The following is an 18,810-nucleotide window of genomic DNA, read 5'->3' as shown; positions in this document are numbered from 1 at the left end:
TCCTTGATCTGTTCCGCTCAATTGCTCAAAGTTTGGCCTTTCATCTGACGTAAAAAATGCGTACTATACGCGCCCTTGCAGACACAGTATGGTCACTCTTTGTCTATGCACATTGGACAATTTCAGCTAGCTAATCGATTGATCGCCGCCCCCATGGCTGGCGTCAGCGATCGCCCGTTCAGGACGCTCTGTCATGACATGGGCGCTGGGATGGCAGTCTCCGAAATGCTCTCTTCCAATCCGGAGGTGTGGAGTTCGGATAAGTCGCGTCTGCGCATGGTACACAGCGATGAACCTGGGATCCGCGCCGTGCAGATTGCCGGAGGCGACCCTGATGAAATGGCGGCGGCAGCCAGAATCAACACCGATTTTGGCGCGCAGATCATTGATATCAACATGGGGTGTCCTGCAAAGAAGGTAAACCGCAAGATGGCGGGTTCTGCGCTGTTGCAGTATCCGGATTTGGTAAAACGAATCCTCCCCGCCGTGGTTAAGGCGGTGGACGTACCGGTCACGCTGAAAATTCGTACTGGCTGGGCACCGGAGCACCGTAACTGTGTAGACATTGCCAGACTGGCCGAAGCCTGTGGTATCCAGGCGCTTACCGTACATGGCCACACTCGTGCGTGCCTGTTCAATGGTGAGGCAGAATACGACAGTATTCAGGCGGTTAAGCAGGCCGTTTCCATTCCCGTTATCGCGAATGGCGACATTACAACCCCGCATAAAGCCAGAGCGGTTCTTGACTACACCGGGGCGGATGCCCTAATGATAGGACGGGCTGCTCAGGGAAGACCCTGGATCTTTCGGGAAATCCAGCATTATCTGGACACGGGGTAGCAGCTACGGCACCGATGCCATTGGCAGAGGTAAAGCGTTTGTTTATTAATCATATACTGGAATTGCACGACTTTTATGGTCCGGGCAAGGGATTCTGTATTGTTCGTAAGCACATATCCAGGTATCTCCAGGAACATGCCCCCAATGACCAGCTTAGGCGCACATTCAACGCCATTGAGGATGCCAGCGAACAGCTGGAGGCGTTGGAGGCATATTTTGAAAATCTTGCGTAAACAGAAAAAGAGCTGACAGAACTATGTTCGAACAACGCGTGAATTCTGACGTACTGACCGTTTCTACCGTAAACTCTCAGGCTCAGGTAACCCAAAAACCCCTGCGCGACCCGGTTAAACAGGCACTGAAGAACTATTTCGCTCAACTTAACGGTCAGGATGTGAATGACCTGTATGAGCTGGTACTGGCTGAAGTTGAACAGCCACTGTTGGACATGGTGATGCAGTACACCCGTGGGAACCAGACCCGCGCTGCCCTGATGATGGGTATCAACCGCGGTACGCTGCGCAAGAAACTGAAAAAATACGGCATGAACTGATACTCGTTCATTACCGTTAGTTTTTAGAAAAACGCCTGCCATTTCTGGCAGGCGTTTTTTGTCTGTAGCGGTGAAACGTCGGCCTTTGAACACTTCACTTTATTCCAACGCAACATGGGCCCTTTCGTTAGAAAGGCTCGATACCAAGCAAATATCCATCTTCTTCTCTGCCCACACAAATATTCACTGGAAGATTCAGTATCTTGGCTATTCTAGCAGTACTGGAAAACTGATCTCTGTATCCTTGCGTTTCTTCTACCTCTTTCAAGATCGCTTTAAACCATTTTTTATCTACTTTTATCTTAAACCCATAATGTTTTTCAGAGATAATTGTTGCTATGGCATACTCTTCGATATGCTTATCTTCGATCATAATATATTTGTTTTCTAATTTATTCAACGTGCATTCACTTTTCAAACTACCGATAGCATGTGTAGATATGATCATTGATAATAATAATATTAACCTAGCCATATTTATCATTTACTACCTCCTTGAAAGTATTTTTAGTCATCCATTATCGCAATGAGAATTTTATATTTTCATTTCCTCCATCGAGCGATATCACTAGTTGTATCTCTTTTAAATACACTTGACATTGAATCAATAGAACAAATAGAACACGCAGAACGCTCACTCGATTCATAACGGGATAAATTTGGAATATAATAATTACCACTATTAGGCCCAGCATCAGCATCAAAATATGCAGGATTCAGGTACTCTGCGATAAATTCCGCCTGTTGATCGGGTCCGCGACTTCGATATGCCCTTGCACTGTAAATTTGCTCAGTGTCTATGCCCCCTAACGCTAGCCACTCCTGTTCATGCATATAATCTAAAATCGTACTTTGAAAGCGCCAATCGTTGGTGCGAACAAAAGCAGCCCGGAGACTATTCACTGAATTATAGAAATTTCTTGTGGGGCGTATCGTATAGAGGTAGTACATCATTCCAACAGGCGTTGCTGACTCCGCCATAACGTGTGCCATTGGCTCTGAAGCCGAAGTAGAAATAAAGTGGGAGGTTGCGTCACCTTCAAAACAGCTGGTTCCCCTTATATGTTCATACATATTTCTGTTATATCCTGAAGGGATAAAACCAATCTTGAAAGCATCTTCAGCATCCACGCTATCATATCGATAGAAAAAAGTCGAATAGGCACCATTACTGAAGAAAAGTATGAAGATAATCAACATGATTTTTTTCATCGCAATCACCCATGAATAGCATCACTGAGATGGAATAAATAACACAAATGATAAGCACTATTATTGATAAGTTTTATTTTTGCGAAGAAGATCGATATTTTTTATTTTCTATTTTTAATCTCGGACAGCAGCACAAAAACGATTAATTTGAAATTAATAATGAAAGTAAAAAATCACCTAAATCTGGCGATCGTTGATAGCATTCTATTGATGTTCACTGTTCAATGAACAATAGCAACATAGAAATGACATCCCAATAAAACGAGCGCCGCACCGCGCCCCACGCAAAAGCGTGTAACAGTGCAGCACTCACATATCAGGCTATTCGGAAAAAAGGAGCTTATAATAGCGCCGAGTCACACCACGGGTAGATCAAATTTCAACGTTAATGCCGTTACGCTTTAACAACGCATTGACGTTATGCAATTCCCAGATGGTTTTTCCCTGCTGAATTTGCGCACGCAGTTTCACTTCTTTTTCATCACGGCTACGCGAAGCGGCAAGCACTTCTTCAATCTTCTCGCGCGGAATGGCAACGATACCGTCATCATCGCCAATAATCAGATCGCCGGGGTTTATCGTCACGCCACCAAAAGAAATAGGCTGATTGATTTCACCGAAGGTTTCTTTAACCGTACCTTTTATGGAAATGGAACGGGAAAAAATCGGGAAGCCCAATTTGTGGATACGTTCTGCATCCCGCACCCCACCGTTGGTCACGGTCACCAATCCGGCAATCCCTCTGCTAAGGGCTGCCGTTGCCATCACATCACCAAATGAACCTTGTTCCGTATAGTCTCCGGCATCGATGACCAATACGTCTCCCGGTTTCGCCAACTGGAGCGCCGCGTGGATGGTGAAATTATCACCGGCAGGGGTCTTCACCGTGAAAGCGGAGCCCAACACGCGCAAGCCGGGATAAATAGGCTTGATGGCGGAGTCTACCGCACCGCGTCGGCCAAAGGCTTCATGTACAGTGGCTGCGGTGATTTCTTTAAAAGCGTCAATCAGTTCCTGGTCTGGGCGAATGAAATCTTGAGTAAGTTTTGACATGGTCGTGTTTTCCGTAAATCAGGCTGGGTTAAATACATTGGGTGCGACGGCAGCGACTTTGCGCGGGAATTCTTCGCGGTAATCACGCAGTCCTTTGCCCGGTAAGGGGCTGTAGGGGCGTTTCTTGAGCTCGTTAATATCCAGATCGATTCCCAGTCCTGGCACTTCAGGCACGTCGGCCCAGCCGCTGGCAATCGTAATGCCCTGACTGGCAATGCTCTGCGTCGGCTCGATCAGGTTGACGAACACTTCTGCAATGTTGAAGTTAGGGATAACCGCTGAGAGATGGACCGTTGCCGCCAGACCCACAATCGGGCTGTTGTAGTTATGCGGTGTTACCGCCACGCCGTGCGGGGCTGCCAGCGCAGCGATTTCCAGCATCGACAGCAAACCGCCAACCGCACAAATATCCGGGTTGATAATATCGGCCGCGTGTTTCTCAAATACCGGCACAAAACCTTCTTTGGTGTAGGGCGCTTCACCCAGCACGATCGGCGTATGAGTGCTGCGCTTGACCTCAACGGTAAGATCGATATTTTCTGGCGGGCAAGGTTCTTCATACCAGCCAATATCATATTCTTCCAGACGTTCAATCACGCGGATCGCATGATTCAGTGCCAGACGGCGGTGCCCGTCAATCAACAGTTCCACATTCGGGCCCACCGCTTCACTCACTGCCTTCACGTTCTCCACAGCAGCAGTTTCATCTGCCCGAGAAATAAAGGTGCGCCACGGACCGGGGAAGGGATTCCATTTGATCGCGTCATAGCCTTGAGCAACCACGTTTAATGCACGCTTCACCGTATCATCAATGCTTTTAGCACCGAACCACCAGCCGTTGGCATTAAAGGCGAATTTTTTCACGCACCGCGCCACCCAGAATACGGTGCAGTGGCAGCCCGGCTTTCTTGCCGACAATGTCCCACAGCGCCAGCTCGATGGCACTCCACGCGCACAGCAGGTCAACGGAATTACGGCGGATAGCAAAATCATCAAGCAGCGTCTGACCAAGATGACGGATATGGTAGGCTGCACGCCCGATAATAAGCGGAGAGATGGCATTGAGATATTCACTGACGACCTTCTCTTTGGTATTCGTCACATAGGCTTCACCCCAGCCATAAATGCCTTCATCGGTCTCCACTTTGATAAAAAGCAGGTTTTTCCCGACCCCCGGATGATAAAAAAGGTTTCTATATTTGTGATTTTCATTGTGGCCCTTATGAGTAAAAAGCTCAGAGCGACAAGATATAACGCAAAATCGATGAATAAACATAGCCAATATTATTCTAACTATTTTCGCTTACTGAATAATCGACACAAAACTTAAAAAAAATACAGAACTGTTTAGCCGTACTAATCTATCAGACTCTTATGCCACATTTAAAAAATAAATAGTCGTTATTTAAATAATGATCTTCTGGATAATCACTAGACAAAAAAATTAATCGTCTTATTCTCGATAGCATTATGTTATTTACCTGCTGTTTATTGTCATATTCATGCCTGCTTAATGGGCATGAATATGTTATTCCCTGTCTGATTTATATATAAAAAACGTATGACAACCTGAAATTGCGATTATCTGGAGATAACCCATTGACCACCGTAATAAATACAGATTTTCCCCGGCCCAATGCGGATCAATTGGCGGCGTTCAAAACAGCCAGTACCGCACTAATTTATCAGGCAGTTGGGCAACGTGGCGCACTGAATTCCGCCATCAAGCCACTGCGTTCAGGTTTTCGGTTGCTGGGTGCCGCGTTCACCGCCGCAGGGTTCCCCGGCGACAACCTGACGGTGGCTGGCGTAGAAATCTCCCCTGGCGATGTGATTGTGGGAGATGACGACGGCGTTATCGCCATTCCCTATGCCCTGCTTGACGACACGATCGCGCGTTTACGGCAGTTACAGGAAGAAAAAACACGCTTGCTACACCGTTTCTCTTCCACAGCACCCCCTGAAGATTGGCAAGCGCTAAAAGCGTGGGAATAGCTAGCTTCATTACTGGTTTAGCACCATACCAACAATAAAACGATTGAGGAGTATCACTTTATGAATACATCGGGGATATTACGCCGAGCGCTGATCATCTCGCGCGGAGATTTAGGTATTTTCGTTCATGAGCCCATCAGCTTAGGGCTATTGATTGCATCGGGATTACTGCTATTAATTACGCTGGCACCAATGGTGCGTCTGGGATGGGACAAAATCTTCGTTGAGTAGTTTGGAAAAAGAAGGTAAAGAAGGTTTGGATACGGAGAGTGAGCGTGAAACTCACTCTCCGTACTTATCAGCGTTCCAGCGATTCACCCAACCGGACGATCAGTTCCGGCGAGGGTGAAAGCTGCCCGCGCTCAATCTGGTGAATAGCATCAATAATCGCGGCATTCGCCGGAGTAGGAACCCCAAACTTTTGGCCTACCTCAACAATAAGGCCGTTCATATAATCGATTTCCGTGCGCCGACGACGGCGAATATCCTGCCCCATGGACGGCCGTTGCCCAGCAGCGCCCGTCCATGGGGCAGGATATTTTGAAAGGTCGGCGCACGGAAATCGATGAAATCTACGGTCTGGTTATCCAGCGTGCCGCAAAAATCGGTATCCCGGTTCCGGCAAACCAAAAAGTGTATGACCGGGTGCGGGACATTGAAAAAAGCACGCTCACGCCCGCACCGGAAAATCTTTTGGACGCCGCAGAGTAACCCCTATTCACTTAACGCATCGGGCTGGCGGTGACGCGCATTTGACTCGCTCACCGCCATCGGCAAGGTCGCCAGCCAACCGGACACCTCCTCGAGGCTTAGCACATCGGCATAGCGGGCATTGAGATCCAACAGGGTGAAATCAAGCAATGACTGGCTGCGATCACCAATCACTTCGCGCGGCAACATAACATGAAATCCCATCTGGAACGCCTCAATGGCAGTGGCACGAATACTGCCGCTGGCGGTAACGCCGCCCAGAATAAGGGTGTCGATACCTTGTTGCTTGAGCCATGCCGCCAAATCATGGCCATAAAAATCGGACACATAGCAGATGGAGTGATTACGCTCAAAGGGTGCATCCGCCAGCGCTTCATCAATTCGGTTCAGGTAGGTATCTTCCGTCAGCGTGGTAATAAACGGGTATTTTTTTCCCCACAGCCAGGAAAACGGATGCTCCGGCCGATAAACCGTGCGGGTAAACACCGTAGGTAGCCCACGCTGTGCCGCCATCGTCAGTAATCGGTGTAGCCCCGCTTTATCGAATGGGGTATCGATCGCTAGCGTCGAGCCGGAATCCATATGGGCGTAGGTAACATCCCGCACCAAAATCGCCGCTTTGGTGCCAAAACCTATCTTGTGGGCAAAACCGGTCTGTGAGAAAACGCGCTGAATCTCGTCCGCAAGGTAACGGCGCTGGCCGCCGGGGGTGTAAACCACCTTCAGCCCATAGGTTTTGACTTCTCCGTTATCTTCCACCGTATGGGTAAAAGCCCCCACGTGATCCAGCGACCAACTGGCGGGAATGACCCCCGCCTTGCTGATGCGCCCATAGGTGGCTTTCAACACCGTCACACCGTTGAACGCCGCCGGACGAGACAACGACCCAGCCGTTTGCGTGCCCAATGCCATCAGCGCCATACGTGCGCCAACGGCAGCGGCAGAACCGCTGCTTGAGCCACCGGGTGTATGCGCCGGGTTCCAGGTATTGCCGGTCTTGGGCGGCGTACCCAGATTCGCAAACTCGGTGGTGGTCAGTTTGCCCAGCAGCAAGGCGCCCATTCCATCGAGCTTGTTGATCACGCTGGCGTTTTCACTGGAGATATTGCCATCCAGCACCTTTGAGCCGCCCTCCGTCGGTAAACCGCGCGTGTGGAAGATATCCTTGGCACCGTAAGGGATGCCAAACAGTGCAGGCTTGCAGGCGATGGCCCCCATTTGTTGGTCTAATTCAAGGGCGCGCTGGCGCGCCCCTTCTTTATCGAGGTACCGCCACGCCTTAATTTCGCCATCGCGTTGCTCGATACGCGCCAGAAAATGGCTTAACAACTCGCTCGGAGAAACCTTGCGCGCTGCCAGTTGCCGCCGGGTGGCGGCTATCATGGCAAAGGGCGAGGTATCCAACATTTTTTCATGCATTCATGTCCTTGTTATAGCTTGGCAGCAAACTGACCGTCAACGATTTGCGCATAAGGCATATCCTGCGTGATGTTGCCGACAAACTTCTGAATATCGATAGCCGTGGTAAAGGCTTGTGGCGAAATGACTGCGTTGGCGGGATAAACATTGCTGTCAATCATCCGCTGCACCGCAGCATCAACCACGCTGCCGTCCAATGCAGCGAACTCCTGACGAGCAACCTGTTTGGCAACATCGGGATGTTGATGGATAAACGCCAGTGATTCTGTTGATGGTCTTAACAAAGCGCTCCACCAGTTGCGGGTTATCGGCAATCATTTTCTCTGAGGTGTTGATGGTAGAGAACGCGTACTCAGGATAGTCGCGGGTGAAATCGTAAATCACTTTCAGCCCTTGCCCCACGCCCTGATCCGCCTGTGGTTCATACACCACGGCGGCATCCGCACGGCCCGCTAACAGTGGCCCCAGTTCCGAACCATTTTGCACTTCGTTAATCGCCACATCCGTCTTCGGGTTTAACCCAGTCTGGCCTAACAGGCGCAACAGCAGCGTGTTAGACGTTCCTGGGGCCAGCTCTACCAACACGCGTTTGCCTTTCAAATCCGCCGGTGAGGTGAACTTGAAATCGGGTTTAGCCACAATCCATACTGGCGCACTGTTGGCCACCGCGCTTACCGCCTTGGCCTTACCGCCTTTTTGCTGGGCGAACCCGACATGCTCCGGACCGTGTACGGAGAACTGTGCTTCACCGGACAGCACCGCCGCCAGCGCGGTCGGGCCTGAGCCCGCCGAGCGAATCGACGTCACATCTACCTGATTTTTTTCGAATAGCCCTTGGTGTTTGGCAACATATACCGATAAGTACAACAAAGAGTGGAACGCCTCCGTCACCAGCACGCGATCGGGCTTCGCATCAGCAGCCGATGCGTTGACGGAACCAGCAGCAAACAGCGCCGCTCACACCCATGCAACGATTTTATTCATCTCACTTTCCTTCTTAACGAGTTAAGGAACAACGGAACGGATACCACTAGCGATGTGTTTGCTGACGCTCCCAGGGCAGCAGCCAGCGTTGCAGTTGAACCACCACCAGATAGAGCACAATGGCGACCACCAACAGCGTAAAGACACCGACCCACACCACATTGAGATTGAAAAGATTGCCTGCAACAAAAATCATTTTCCCCAGACCGTAATCGGAAGAGATGAACTCGCCGCCGATGTCAGCAATCAGGGCAAAACCGATGTTCAGCCGAAAAGCGGCGATAATCCACGGCAGGGTCGAAGGCACCACCACCTTACGGAAAATCTGGTTGCGATTGGCCCCGAGGGAGCGCATTAGGTTTACCTGGCTATCATCAATCTGGTGCGTGCCCTGCCACGCGGAGAGCAGTGCCACGACATAGATGGCGATAAAGGCCAGCTCAATTTTGGAAAACAACCCGGAGCCGAACCAAATGATGATGATAGGCGCCAACGCAATCTTCGGCAGGCTATTGAGCGCGATGAAAAACGGGTCAAGAATGCGCGCCAGCGTCGGTGTATGCCACAGCAACAGCCCGGAAAATGAACCGAGCAAGCTGCCCAGCACAAACCCGGTCACGGTAGCATACACCGTGACATAGGTGTTCTGCAACAGTTCACCGTTGCCCACCAGGCGCACAAACTCCTGCCAGATGCCTGCCGGAGACCCCATGAGAAAGGCATTGACCATGCCAGCATTCACCCCGAACTGCCACAAGGCCACAATGCTGGCGAGCAACAAGGCGCGCCACCCATTGTCACGCAGTAGCGACAGCCAGCGCTTTCTGCGCTGACTTCCCTGACGTGAACGACGCGAGGCCGTTTTATCAGCAACGACGGCAGACTTGTTCATGCATGATCCCCCAGTTGGATATCCATATCAGCCCAGATCGCATCGAAGAAGGATTGGAACTCGGGATCTTTGCGCGCGCCCATGGCGGAACCGTGCCGCTTGGCGAGGCCAATATCGTAGGTTTTCTTGTTCCAGGTTGGCCGCTGTGACATCACGGCAATGCGATCGGACATGGCAATGGCTTCACCAATGTCATGGGTGATCAACACCACGGTTTTTCCGTATTCGTTGAGGATCGACAGGATCTCCTCTTCCAGCACTAATCGGGTTTGATAGTCCAGTGCAGAAAAAGGCTCGTCGAGCAGAATGATGTCAGGATCGATAACCAACGTGCGGATCAACGCCGCGCGTTGACGCATCCCGCCCGAAAGCGTGGCTGGATAGGAGTGGGCAAAATCGCCCAGCCCATATTTATCGAGGTGGGTCATTGCCCGCTCGTGGCGTTCCTTTTTCAGCATCTCGCTGATTTCCAGCCCGAGACAGACGTTATCCAGAATGGTACGCCACGGAAACAGCAGGTCTTTTTGCAACATGTAACCCACGCGTCCTTTGCCGGGCATGGCGTAGTACGGGTCGAACACCTGAATTTCGCCCGCCGTCGGAGGCAGCAGCCCCGCGATAATGTTGAACATGGTGGTTTTGCCGCAGCCGCTCGGCCCGACAATGCTGATAAATTCCTGGTGATAAATATCAAGGGAAATATCTTTGATAACCTCAACGGCGTTATCGTCGTGATCCAAAAACTGTTTTTTTACGCCTTTCATGGCAATCGCCACCGCAGGTGCGGCAGGATCGCCAGAAGGCATTTTTTCTCTTGCAGGTGAAAGGTTCATCATACACTCCTGACTAACGGCGTTATCGACGGCAAAAAACGCGAAGCCGGATAACAAGGATGTCGATTGCGCGCAATCGCCGTTACCTGATGGCCCCGCGCCACCAACTCTTTCAGAATCTTGCTACCGGCCATGCCGGTTGCACCAATCAGAGCAACTTTCATCATGTTCTCCGTAATAAGGTTGTTTCACCAAACTCATAAGCTGAGCTTGCCACTGACCTTAGTGTAAGACATCGCGTGAACAAGATAAGGCCTGATATCCGAGCAGAACTGTTGCATAACTCGTACAAATATCAGCAAATGATGTGCGAGTGAAAAAGGATTGGTACGAAAAAGGAAACAAGCTAAAAGCATACCGACGGTACATCAAACGAATACCGCCGGTATTATCAACAGAACGCATATCCGTTGGAGGCGTATCAGTTGAAAGCCTGGTTCAGCAGAATCGAAGTGATCACGCCCGTTGCCACCGCAATCAGCACGTAATTACCGTCGATATAGCGCCACTGGTGACCGGGAGGCGGGCTGGGCAGGACATAGCCGCGCCAGTCGCGCACCCAGTAGCGATCGCCGCGATACGGGCCAGGGATAGGATGCCCGGCGCGAAAATCATAGCCGCGCCAGCGGAAGTGATCGCGCCGGTCGTCATAGCGGCCCCAGCCGCCTCTTGGGCCATTATCCCAGCGCGGGCCGTGGCCTCGTCCTCGGTCCCAACCGGGGCCACCTTCGCCGCGGGGGCCGCCATTCCTCAGCCCCTGACGCGACTTTACATTGCTTAACGTTTTCCTCACGCAGTTCCTGATAGCAATAGCAAAAAACGCTGTCAAAACGCAGAAATCAGCATCTGGGCTATATTCATTTCAGTTCTAAATCATCGTTAAATGTGATTTAGAACCTCATGGCTTACGTCGTAGATTATTTAGCATCGAACGTTATATAACGTTCTCCACTACACGATAGGTAAACGCAATGAAAACACTGGCTTTGGCAGCATTCACCGGCGCACTGCTGATGGCGGGTACAGCCGCGCAGGCACAAGACGATCTCAGCGCCATCAAGGCCGCTGGCGTACTCAAGATCGGCACAGAGGGCACCTACGCACCTTACTCTTTCCATGACAAATCAGGAAAACTTCAGGGCTTCGATGTGAATATCGGCCGTGCTGTTGCTGAAAAACTGGGTGTAAAAGCCGAATTTGTGGAAGGTCGCTGGGACGGCTTGATTGCTGGTGTGGATGCCAAGCGCTATGACGCCGTAATTAATCAGGTAGGCATCACTAGCCAAATTTGATTTCTCCAAACCGTATATCGATTCCAAAGCTGTGCTGGTAGTGCGTAGCGACAACGATACCATCAAAAGCTTTGCTGACCTGAAAGGCCGCAAATCGGCACAAAGCCTGACCAGCAATTTCTCCAAACTGGCAAGCAGCCACGGAGCTGAAATTGTTCCCACCGACGGTTTTAACCAATCGCTGGAACTGGTGCTGAGCGGGCGTGCAGAAGCGACGTTGAATGACAATCTGTCATACCTGGACTTCAAAAACAGAAACCGGATGCCAAAGTCAAAGTGGCAGCAACCGCTACTGAAGGTGACCCTTCTGGTATTATGGTACGCAAAAACCAGCCGGAACTGGTTGCTGCATTGAACAAAGCGCTGGATAAAATCAAAGCAGACGGTACCTATAAAACGATAGCAGTGCGATACTTTGGGGAAGATGTTTCCCAATAATCGTCAAGTTTTGAAGGTAATCGCCCATGCCACCATGGCTACAACTCATGGCAGACTCCTTTTGGAGTCTGCTTTCTGCTGGGGTACAGTTTACCGTTCCTCTCGCTATTCTCTCTTTTGTGCTTGGGTTAGCGCTGGGCATTCTGGTAGCGTTGATCCGCCTTTGTAGCCATAAGCAACTGAAATTGTTTGATTATTTTACGTGTGGGTGATTCGCGGCACACCGTTGCTGGTGCAGCTGTTTTTAATTTTCTACGGGCTGCCCAATGCAGGCATCACGCTGGATGCTTTTCCGGCTGCGCTGATTGGCTTCACACTCAACGTGGGTGCCTACAGTTCGGAAATCGTGCGCGGTGCTATCCTTTCGGTGGCCAAAGGCCAGTGGAATGCCGCTGCCTCGCTGGGCATGAATCGGCGCCAGACGCTGCGCTGGGTGATTATTCCGCAGTCCATTTTCGTCTCTATACCGCCGTTCTCCAATACCTTTATTTCGCTGATCAAAGACACCTCGCTTGCTGCCGTCATCACTGTGCCGGAGATGTTTCTGGCCGCACAGCGTATTGTTTCCGTCACCTACGAACCGCTGATCCTCTATGTTGAAGCAGCGCTGATTTATTTGCTGTTCAGCACAGTACTGAGCAAGTTGCAAACCCGGCTCGAAACCTACTATCAACGCCACATTCCCCACTGATTTCGCCTGCCTGCCTCGTCTTGGGGCAGGTGGCTTTTCCCACCCCATTTCCTTCACCAGAAAGTGGGCACTTTGCACCCAAATAGCGCATCTTTATAGCGCATCTTTTGCAGCAAAGTGCCATTTAAGTGCACCCCAACCGAATAAACCTTATTGCGGCTCGGCAATTTTTCCATTTTATTGTTATTTATCATCAAAATAAATTATTGGCATCGGTTTTGCTTAACCCTGTCACGGCACGCTACCGTCTGACAAAACAACGGTGCCGACAGACAGGAATGGTGCAGCCGGATGGCTGCTACTGCACAGCAACACACAACGACTGAACTACATAGGATAATTATGAAAAGAATGCTACTTTCCACGCTGGTTGCCGGCGCATCCCTCTTCGCCGCCACCAATCAAGCCCACGCGGGTGCAACATTGGATGCCATTCAGAAAAAAGGATTTGTTCAGTGTAGTATCAGTGACGGCTTGCCTGGCCTCTCCTATGCGGATGCCAGCGGAAAATATTCCGGTATTGACGTAGACGTTTGTCGCGGCGTCGCTGCCGCTGTGTTTGGCGATGCCAACAAAGTGAAATACACCCCGCTGACGGCCAAAGAGCGTTTCACCGCACTGCAATCCGGTGAAGTTGATATTCTGTCGCGTAATACCACCTGGACCTCTTCCCGTGACGCCGGGATGGGCATGCTGTTTACTGGCGTGACTTATTACGATGGCATCGGCTTCCTGACTCATAACAAAGCGGGCCTGACCAGTGCGAAAGAGCTGGACGGCGCTACCATATGTATTCAGGCCGATACCGAACTGAACGTGGCGGATTACTTCAAAACCCACAACATGAAATATACTCCGGTCACCTTCGATCGCTCTGACGAAAGCGCAAAGGCATTGTAGTCCGGCCGCTGCGATACCCTGGCTTCTGACCAGTCTCAACTGTACGCACTGCGTATCAAACTGAGCAAACCGGCTGAATTTATCGTATTACTGGAAGTTATCTCTAAAGAACCGCTGGGACCGGTGGTACGTCGCGGTGATGAAGAGTGGTTCTCGATTGTACGTTGGACTCTGTTCGCCATGCTGAATGCTGAAGAAATGGGTGTGACCTCGAAGAACGTTGACGCACTGGCCGCCAAGCCAACCACGCCGGACATGTCTCACCTGCTGGGTCACGAAAGTAACTATGGCAAAGATCTGAAATTGCCGACGGATTAGGCATTCAAAATCATCAAGCAAGTAGGTAACTACGGTGAAATTTTCGAACGTAACGTCGGTATGAACAGCGAGCTGAAAATCAAGCGTGGCCTGAATGAGTTGTGGAACAAAGGCGGTATCCAGTACGCACCTGCCGTACGTTAATCACAGAAAATGGGTGCCGCGCCAGGGTGCGGCACCTCTGTACTCCCGCTTTTTCCGTGTTCCTGCTATTGAGGCACTCGCATGCAACAACGCCCAACCGTGAAACGTGATTTTTCACTATCAAATCCAGCGGTGCGCGCCTGGCTGTATCAACTTCTCGTCATTGTTATTGTGGTCGCTGTGGCGGGTTATCTGTTGCACAACACCGTAACCAATCTGGCCCAGCGTGGTATTACGTCCGGCTTCGCGTTTCTGAATAACAGCGCGGTTTGGCATTGTTCAGCATCTTATCGACTACCAGCAGGGCGATACCTATGCCCGCGTATTTCTGGTAGGGCTGCTCAACACGCTGCTGGTTTCAGCGCTCTGTATTGTTTTCGCTTCGGTGCTGGGCTTTATGCTCGGACTGGCGCGGCTCTCGGATAACTGGTTGTTACGTAAACTATCCACGATTTATATCGAAACGTTTCGTAATATCCCGCCGATTTTGCAGATCTTCTTCTGGTATTTTGCCGTACTGCGTAACCTCCCCGGCCCGCGTCAAGCGCTTAACACGCTCGATATTGCGTTCCTTAGCAACCGCGACTTGTATATTCCGGCCGGAGAATTTGGTCCCGGCTCGCTGGGCGCTTTCTTCGCGTTGGTCATCCCGTTGGTGGTCGGCATTGTACTGTATCGGCGCAATAAACAGATTCACACCCTTACCGGGCAATATCACCGCACCTGGCCTATCGTTCTGGCGCTGTTAATTGTTCTACTTGGCTTGAGCCATGCGCTGTTTGGCCCTGCCCTGCACTGGGATATCCCGCAGTTGAAGGGGGTTTAACTTCCAGGGTGGCATGGTGCTGATCCCAGAACTGGCCGCGTTGACGCCGGCATTGTCGGTCTACACCTCGGCGTTTATCGCAGAGATCATCCGTTCCGGCATTCAATCCGTGTCATACGGGCAACATGAAGCCGCTCGCTCCCTGGGGCTACCCAATCCGATCACGCTGCGTAAGGTGATTTTGCCGCAGGCGCTGTGCGTCATCATCCCCCCGTTGACCAGCCAGTACCTGAATATCGTGAAGAACTCGTCGCTTGCCGCTGCGATTGGTTACCCGGATATGGTTTCCCTGTTTGCCGGTACGGCGCTCAACCAGACAGGCCAGGCCATTGAAACCATTGCCATCACCATGTCGGTATACCTGATTATCAGCCTGATCATTTCCCTGCTGATGAACCTGTATAACCGTAAAATCGCGCTCGTGGAACGCTAGAGGCCGCTATGACGACATTGTCACAATCACAACCACACCGTCAGGCCCCACTCTTTGCACTGTTGCGTTGGGCCAAAAAGAACCTGTTTTCCAGCATCGCCAATAGCCTGTTAACGCTGTTCTGTTTCTGGCTGCGGTGGCAAATTTTGCCACCGTTGTTCAACTGGGCGCTGCTTCAGGCGAACTGGGTTGGTACTACCCGCCTGACTGCACTCGCGATGGCGCCTGCTGGGTCTTTATTCAGGCACGCTTCGGCCATTTTATGTATGGGCTCTATCCGGCTGAAGAGATCTGGCGCATCAACTTTGCGCTGGTACTGGGTTTACTCAGCATCTTGCCGATGTTCTAGCGCCGTATGCCGCGTCGTGGCCGCTATATAGCTCTGTGGGCGGTGTGCTACCCATTGGTGGCCTGGTGGCTGCTGTATGGCGGATTCGGCGAGCTGACGCGCGTGGAAACGCGTCAGTGGGGCGGACTGACGCTCACTCTGATCATTGCGGCGATTGGTATTGCTGGCGCACTGCCGCTGGGTATTTTGCTGGCACTGGGCCGACGCTCAACCATGCCCGGCGTGGTATTTATTGAATTCTGGCGCGGTGTGCCGCTGATCACCGTGTTGTTTATGTCCTCGGTGATGCTGCCGCTGTTTCTCACCGAGGGCACCAGCATTGATAAACTGCTGCGCGCGCTGGTGGGCGTCATCCTGTTCCAGTCAGCTTACGTTGCAGAAGTGGTCAGAGGCGGGCTGCAGGCCTTGCCGAAAGGGCAATATGAAGCTTCTGCCGCGTTGGGGCTGGGCTACTGGCGTATGCAAGGACTGGTTATCTTGCCTCAGGTGCTAAAACTGGTTATTCCTGGCCTGGTGAATACCATTATCGCGCTGTTCAAGGACACCAGTCTGGTCATCATCATCATCGGCCTGTTCGATCTGTTCAGCAGTATCCAGCAGGCGACCGTCGATCCTACCTGGCTGGGAATGTCGACCGAAGGCTATGTTTTTGCCGCCATGATCTATTGGATCTTTTGTTTCAGCATGTCGCGCTACAGCCAGCATCTGGAAAAACGTTTTAACACCGGACACAAGTCGCATTGAGGCTCTTATGAACCAGAACGCATTAACATCTGATAACTATATAATTACGCTGGACAATGTGAACAAGTGGTATGGTCAATTCCACGTTCTGAAAAACATCAACCTGCAAGTAAAACAGGGAGAGCGCATTGTACTGTGCGGGCCGTCAGGCTCTGGGAAATCGACCACGATTCGCTGCATCAACCACCTTGAAGAGCATCAGCAAGGCAAGATCGTGGTTGATGGCACCGGGTTGGACGGGGATTTACGCAATATCGAGAAGATCCGCGCCGAAGTGGGGATGGTGTTTCAGCACTTTAACCTGTTTCTACACCTGACAGTACTGCAAAACTGCACGCTGGTCCCATACTGGGTGCGCCATATGCCGAAGAAAGAAGCGGAAGAACTGGCGATGCATTATCTGGAACGCGTGCGCATTGCCGCACACGCCCATAACTTTCCTGGCCAGCTTTCCGGCGGGCAGCAGCAGCGTGTGACGATTGCTCGCTCTCTGTGTATGAAACCGAAAATCATGCTGTTCGATGAACCCACGTCTGCGCTCGATCCGGAAATGGTGAAAGAGGTACTGGATACCATGCTCGGGTTGGCGCAAGACGGTATGACCATGTTGTGTGTAACGGCAGATCGGGTAATTTTTATGGATCAGGGAGAGATTGTGGAACAGGCCGCACCTGACGAGTTCTTCAGCAATCCACGCTCAGAACGTACGCGCACTTTCTTGTCGCAGATCCTGCACTAATACGTTTTACGGCCCGCGTCAGGCGTGGGCCGTTATCGTGTTGCCGTCATGGCTGCACAATGCTAGTGACAAAATCTGGCATATCCCAGGTTCCCCCACTACGAATCAGACGGCAACGCCCCGTGTTTCCGGTATAGCTGTGGACAAAGGCCTCACCACTCCATACCCAACTTTCTCTCACCACACAGTCGCCCAGTCCACGCCCACGCTGAAAGAAATCAATTTCACCGTTGTTATACTCTGTGCCACTTTCCGTCACGCGTTGAGCGGGAGTTTTCATCTCATTATCAACCACCCAGAATATCTCACCCCAGTTGTAAGCCGCCATCCAGCAAGAGGCTGAAACCAGAGATTGTCGGTCATTCAATCTGGCGATTTGCCAGGGCAGCTCGGGATTATCAAGACGCTCTTCTGTGCAATCGTTGTTCTTGTTCTCGGCCAGACTTTTCATCAGACGAGGTTTATAAAAGGCCACTTCCTGTGCATTCATCACGCGCAGTTCTTCATCCATGACGCGCGCTTTGGTAATCACAGGGGCCATAATGGGTGCTTTAACACCAGACTCGTCTTTCACACCCTTTTTAAAAATGGTACTACGCGTGTCGATTCTTCCCTGCACATCGTCCATTTTTAACAACACGGCGCTGAAACCCGCGCCGGAAAGAGGGTAAGTGCCCAATTTATCCTGGAAGGTAATTTGGCTGTTACGGCGAAGTGCGTTGAGAAAAGCAGAAAACTGAGTCGCGCTCATACGCCAGCTTTGGCTTTGCCCATCAGCCAATTGAAGCGCTCCCAATGAACGGCCGTCAATCAGTAACTGTGGCGTTCCTCGACGCGGCAGCGCTTCCTCGTTATCCAATAAATCGGTCAGCATCACTTGGTTATCCACCGGTGTGGACGAACCCGCAAGACGTGTCAGTAATACCGCCGCACTATAGAGTTCATTTTCCGGGGAATAACCCTCAGCACGGCAGGTCAAGGTATTGCCACACACCAAATCCCAATGTTTATGAGAGAAGTAGACAGGCATATTCTCAGCAAGTACGACGCTCGGGATCGTAAAACTCAAGGTAAACAGTGCGCCGGCAGCAAGCCAGCGTAAGCGGGAGGAGGCAACATTCATTTAAGGATTCCTTTCCCAAAGGTGAACAGTTATTCCTAATATAATAAGCAAATAAAAAAGCCTTCCATCTTTCGATGGAAGGCTTTTTTATCTATCTGGCAGGGGCGGAGAGACTCGAACTCCCAACACCCGGTTTTGGAGACCGGTGCTCTACCAATTGAACTACGCCCCTAAAATAGGGTGGCGGAACGGACGGGACTCGAACCCGCGACCCCCTGCGTGACAGGCAGGTATTCTAACCGACTGAACTACCGCTCCACCGATACTTTTTCATTACCAGAACTCAGTCTGGTAATCGATATTAAAACCTGACAGTTCCCT

16 protein-coding genes, 2 tRNA genes and 9 pseudogenes are annotated in these 18,810 nt (G+C 51.2%); 11 read left to right on the top strand and 16 right to left on the bottom strand.

The window, feature by feature from the left end:
- Positions 1-105 precede the first annotated feature (105 nt).
- A pseudogene (gene dusB, locus ACMZI0_RS00135) lies at positions 106-1,073 on the top strand (tRNA dihydrouridine synthase DusB).
- A 23-nt stretch (positions 1,074-1,096) separates the two neighbouring features.
- Positions 1,097-1,393, top strand: a complete 297-nt coding sequence (gene fis / locus ACMZI0_RS00130) for a DNA-binding transcriptional regulator Fis (RefSeq protein ID WP_415671500.1) — start codon at positions 1,097-1,099, stop codon at positions 1,391-1,393.
- Between the two features lie 127 nt (positions 1,394-1,520).
- Here fis and ACMZI0_RS00125 read toward each other — a convergent pair whose 3' ends face one another.
- The 5 genes from ACMZI0_RS00125 to ACMZI0_RS00105 form a co-directional block, all read right to left on the bottom strand.
- Entirely contained in the window at positions 1,521-1,793 is a 273-nt protein-coding gene (locus ACMZI0_RS00125) for a hypothetical protein (protein WP_415671499.1), read from the bottom strand.
- 143 nt (positions 1,794-1,936) lie between these two features.
- Positions 1,937-2,605 (bottom strand): enterotoxin A family protein, encoded by a 669-nt coding sequence (locus tag ACMZI0_RS00120; RefSeq protein WP_415671498.1) that lies wholly within the window; start codon positions 2,603-2,605, stop codon positions 1,937-1,939.
- Positions 2,606-2,977: 372 nt separating this feature from the next.
- Positions 2,978-3,658 carry a 4-carboxy-4-hydroxy-2-oxoadipate aldolase/oxaloacetate decarboxylase gene (locus ACMZI0_RS00115; RefSeq protein ID WP_415671497.1) on the bottom strand — a complete coding sequence of 227 codons (681 nt, stop codon included), beginning with the start codon at positions 3,656-3,658 and terminating at the stop codon, positions 2,978-2,980.
- An 18-nt stretch (positions 3,659-3,676) separates the two neighbouring features.
- Entirely contained in the window at positions 3,677-4,522 is an 846-nt protein-coding gene (locus tag ACMZI0_RS00110) for a mandelate racemase/muconate lactonizing enzyme family protein (protein ID WP_415671496.1), read from the bottom strand.
- On the bottom strand, positions 4,503-4,934 hold the full coding sequence (locus tag ACMZI0_RS00105; RefSeq protein WP_415671546.1) for a hypothetical protein: 432 nt from the start codon (positions 4,932-4,934) through the stop codon (positions 4,503-4,505). The genes ACMZI0_RS00110 and ACMZI0_RS00105 overlap by 20 nt, the downstream gene beginning before the upstream one ends.
- A gap of 323 nt (positions 4,935-5,257) precedes the next feature.
- Between ACMZI0_RS00105 and ACMZI0_RS00100 the strand changes: the two genes are divergently transcribed.
- Together ACMZI0_RS00100 and ACMZI0_RS00095 are read left to right on the top strand one after the other, a co-directional pair.
- A complete protein-coding gene (locus ACMZI0_RS00100) occupies positions 5,258-5,653 on the top strand; it encodes a hypothetical protein (protein ID WP_415671495.1) in 396 nt (131 codons plus the stop codon).
- A 60-nt stretch (positions 5,654-5,713) separates the two neighbouring features.
- Entirely contained in the window at positions 5,714-5,884 is a 171-nt protein-coding gene (locus ACMZI0_RS00095) for a hypothetical protein (protein WP_415671494.1), read from the top strand.
- Between the two features lie 67 nt (positions 5,885-5,951).
- Here ACMZI0_RS00095 and ACMZI0_RS00090 read toward each other — a convergent pair.
- Positions 5,952-6,158, bottom strand: a pseudogene (locus ACMZI0_RS00090) (ketopantoate reductase family protein); the annotation flags it as partial.
- Between the two features lie 11 nt (positions 6,159-6,169).
- Here ACMZI0_RS00090 and ACMZI0_RS00085 point away from each other — a divergent pair.
- A pseudogene (locus ACMZI0_RS00085) lies at positions 6,170-6,364 on the top strand (ketopantoate reductase family protein); the annotation flags it as partial.
- Between the two features lie 3 nt (positions 6,365-6,367).
- On the opposite strand, the gene ACMZI0_RS00080 reads toward ACMZI0_RS00085, so the two are convergent.
- From ACMZI0_RS00080 to ACMZI0_RS00050, 7 genes and pseudogenes are all read right to left on the bottom strand, one after another.
- The gene (locus tag ACMZI0_RS00080) at positions 6,368-7,783 is read right to left on the bottom strand and encodes an isochorismatase family protein (RefSeq protein WP_415671493.1); all 1,416 of its coding nucleotides are present in this window, start codon (positions 7,781-7,783) and stop codon (positions 6,368-6,370) included.
- 11 nt (positions 7,784-7,794) lie between these two features.
- Positions 7,795-7,980, bottom strand: a complete 186-nt coding sequence (locus ACMZI0_RS00075) for a hypothetical protein (protein WP_415671492.1) — start codon at positions 7,978-7,980, stop codon at positions 7,795-7,797.
- Entirely contained in the window at positions 7,961-8,650 is a 690-nt protein-coding gene (locus ACMZI0_RS00070) for an ABC transporter substrate-binding protein (protein WP_415671491.1), read from the bottom strand. Before ACMZI0_RS00070 ends, ACMZI0_RS00075 begins: the two co-directional genes overlap by 20 nt.
- A 163-nt stretch (positions 8,651-8,813) precedes the next feature.
- Positions 8,814-9,659, bottom strand: coding sequence for an ABC transporter permease (locus tag ACMZI0_RS00065; protein WP_415671490.1), 846 nt, complete (start codon positions 9,657-9,659; stop codon positions 8,814-8,816).
- Positions 9,656-10,495, bottom strand: a complete 840-nt coding sequence (locus ACMZI0_RS00060) for an ABC transporter ATP-binding protein (protein ID WP_415671489.1) — start codon at positions 10,493-10,495, stop codon at positions 9,656-9,658. The genes ACMZI0_RS00065 and ACMZI0_RS00060 overlap by 4 nt, the downstream gene beginning before the upstream one ends.
- Positions 10,492-10,659, bottom strand: a complete 168-nt coding sequence (locus ACMZI0_RS00055; protein ID WP_415671488.1) for an NAD(P)H-binding protein — start codon at positions 10,657-10,659, stop codon at positions 10,492-10,494. The genes ACMZI0_RS00060 and ACMZI0_RS00055 overlap by 4 nt, the downstream gene beginning before the upstream one ends.
- Before the next feature lie 254 nt (positions 10,660-10,913).
- Positions 10,914-11,132 (bottom strand): annotated as a pseudogene (locus tag ACMZI0_RS00050) (RcnB family protein); the annotation flags it as partial.
- A 331-nt stretch (positions 11,133-11,463) separates the two neighbouring features.
- Between ACMZI0_RS00050 and ACMZI0_RS00045 the strand changes: the two are divergent.
- The 6 genes and pseudogenes from ACMZI0_RS00045 to ACMZI0_RS00020 all read left to right on the top strand — a co-directional run bounded on the left by ACMZI0_RS00045 (position 11,464) and on the right by ACMZI0_RS00020 (position 17,366).
- Positions 11,464-12,222: pseudogene (locus ACMZI0_RS00045) on the top strand (amino acid ABC transporter substrate-binding protein).
- 26 nt (positions 12,223-12,248) lie between these two features.
- Positions 12,249-12,913 (top strand): annotated as a pseudogene (locus tag ACMZI0_RS00040) (amino acid ABC transporter permease).
- Positions 12,914-13,255: 342 nt separating this feature from the next.
- Positions 13,256-14,275, top strand: a pseudogene (locus ACMZI0_RS00035) (amino acid ABC transporter substrate-binding protein).
- Between the two features lie 81 nt (positions 14,276-14,356).
- Positions 14,357-15,534 (top strand): annotated as a pseudogene (locus ACMZI0_RS00030) (amino acid ABC transporter permease).
- 8 nt (positions 15,535-15,542) lie between these two features.
- Positions 15,543-16,627 (top strand): annotated as a pseudogene (locus tag ACMZI0_RS00025) (amino acid ABC transporter permease).
- A 7-nt stretch (positions 16,628-16,634) separates the two neighbouring features.
- On the top strand, positions 16,635-17,366 hold the full coding sequence (locus tag ACMZI0_RS00020; protein WP_415671487.1) for an amino acid ABC transporter ATP-binding protein: 732 nt from the start codon (positions 16,635-16,637) through the stop codon (positions 17,364-17,366).
- A gap of 46 nt (positions 17,367-17,412) precedes the next feature.
- On the opposite strand, the gene ACMZI0_RS00015 is transcribed toward ACMZI0_RS00020, so the two are convergent.
- The 3 genes from ACMZI0_RS00015 to ACMZI0_RS00005 all read right to left on the bottom strand — a co-directional run bounded on the left by ACMZI0_RS00015 (position 17,413) and on the right by ACMZI0_RS00005 (position 18,747).
- Positions 17,413-18,489: a DUF1176 domain-containing protein gene (locus ACMZI0_RS00015; protein ID WP_415671486.1), complete on the bottom strand. Its 1,077-nt coding sequence runs from the start codon at positions 18,487-18,489 to the stop codon at positions 17,413-17,415.
- A 96-nt stretch (positions 18,490-18,585) separates the two neighbouring features.
- Positions 18,586-18,661, bottom strand: a tRNA-Trp gene (locus ACMZI0_RS00010).
- Between the two features lie 9 nt (positions 18,662-18,670).
- Positions 18,671-18,747, bottom strand: a tRNA-Asp gene (locus ACMZI0_RS00005).
- Between the last annotated feature and the right edge of the window lie 63 nt (positions 18,748-18,810).

This window comes from Symbiopectobacterium sp., assembly GCF_047692315.1.
Taxonomy (GTDB): domain Bacteria; phylum Pseudomonadota; class Gammaproteobacteria; order Enterobacterales; family Enterobacteriaceae; genus Symbiopectobacterium.
Note: the sequence above shows the minus strand (reverse complement) of the source record. Positions and strands in the feature narration are given on the sequence as shown.

What these genes read in the sequence shown, in the direction of transcription:
- ACMZI0_RS00120 (WP_415671498.1), bottom strand. Translation starts at nt 2,605, where the DNA reads ATGAAAAAAATCATGTTGATTATCTTCATACTTTTCTTCAGTAATGGT.
- ACMZI0_RS00115 (WP_415671497.1), bottom strand. Translation starts at nt 3,658, where the DNA reads ATGTCAAAACTTACTCAAGATTTCATTCGCCCAGACCAGGAACTGATT.
- ACMZI0_RS00055 (WP_415671488.1), bottom strand. Translation starts at nt 10,659, where the DNA reads ATGATGAAAGTTGCTCTGATTGGTGCAACCGGCATGGCCGGTAGCAAG.
- ACMZI0_RS00015 (WP_415671486.1), bottom strand. Translation starts at nt 18,489, where the DNA reads ATGAATGTTGCCTCCTCCCGCTTACGCTGGCTTGCTGCCGGCGCACTG.
- ACMZI0_RS00080 (WP_415671493.1), bottom strand. Translation starts at nt 7,783, where the DNA reads ATGCATGAAAAAATGTTGGATACCTCGCCCTTTGCCATGATAGCCGCC.
- ACMZI0_RS00020 (WP_415671487.1), top strand. Translation starts at nt 16,635, where the DNA reads ATGAACCAGAACGCATTAACATCTGATAACTATATAATTACGCTGGAC.
- fis (WP_415671500.1), top strand. Translation starts at nt 1,097, where the DNA reads ATGTTCGAACAACGCGTGAATTCTGACGTACTGACCGTTTCTACCGTA.
- ACMZI0_RS00065 (WP_415671490.1), bottom strand. Translation starts at nt 9,659, where the DNA reads ATGAACAAGTCTGCCGTCGTTGCTGATAAAACGGCCTCGCGTCGTTCA.
- ACMZI0_RS00105 (WP_415671546.1), bottom strand. Translation starts at nt 4,934, where the DNA reads ATGTTTATTCATCGATTTTGCGTTATATCTTGTCGCTCTGAGCTTTTT.
- ACMZI0_RS00060 (WP_415671489.1), bottom strand. Translation starts at nt 10,495, where the DNA reads ATGATGAACCTTTCACCTGCAAGAGAAAAAATGCCTTCTGGCGATCCT.
- ACMZI0_RS00095 (WP_415671494.1), top strand. Translation starts at nt 5,714, where the DNA reads ATGAATACATCGGGGATATTACGCCGAGCGCTGATCATCTCGCGCGGA.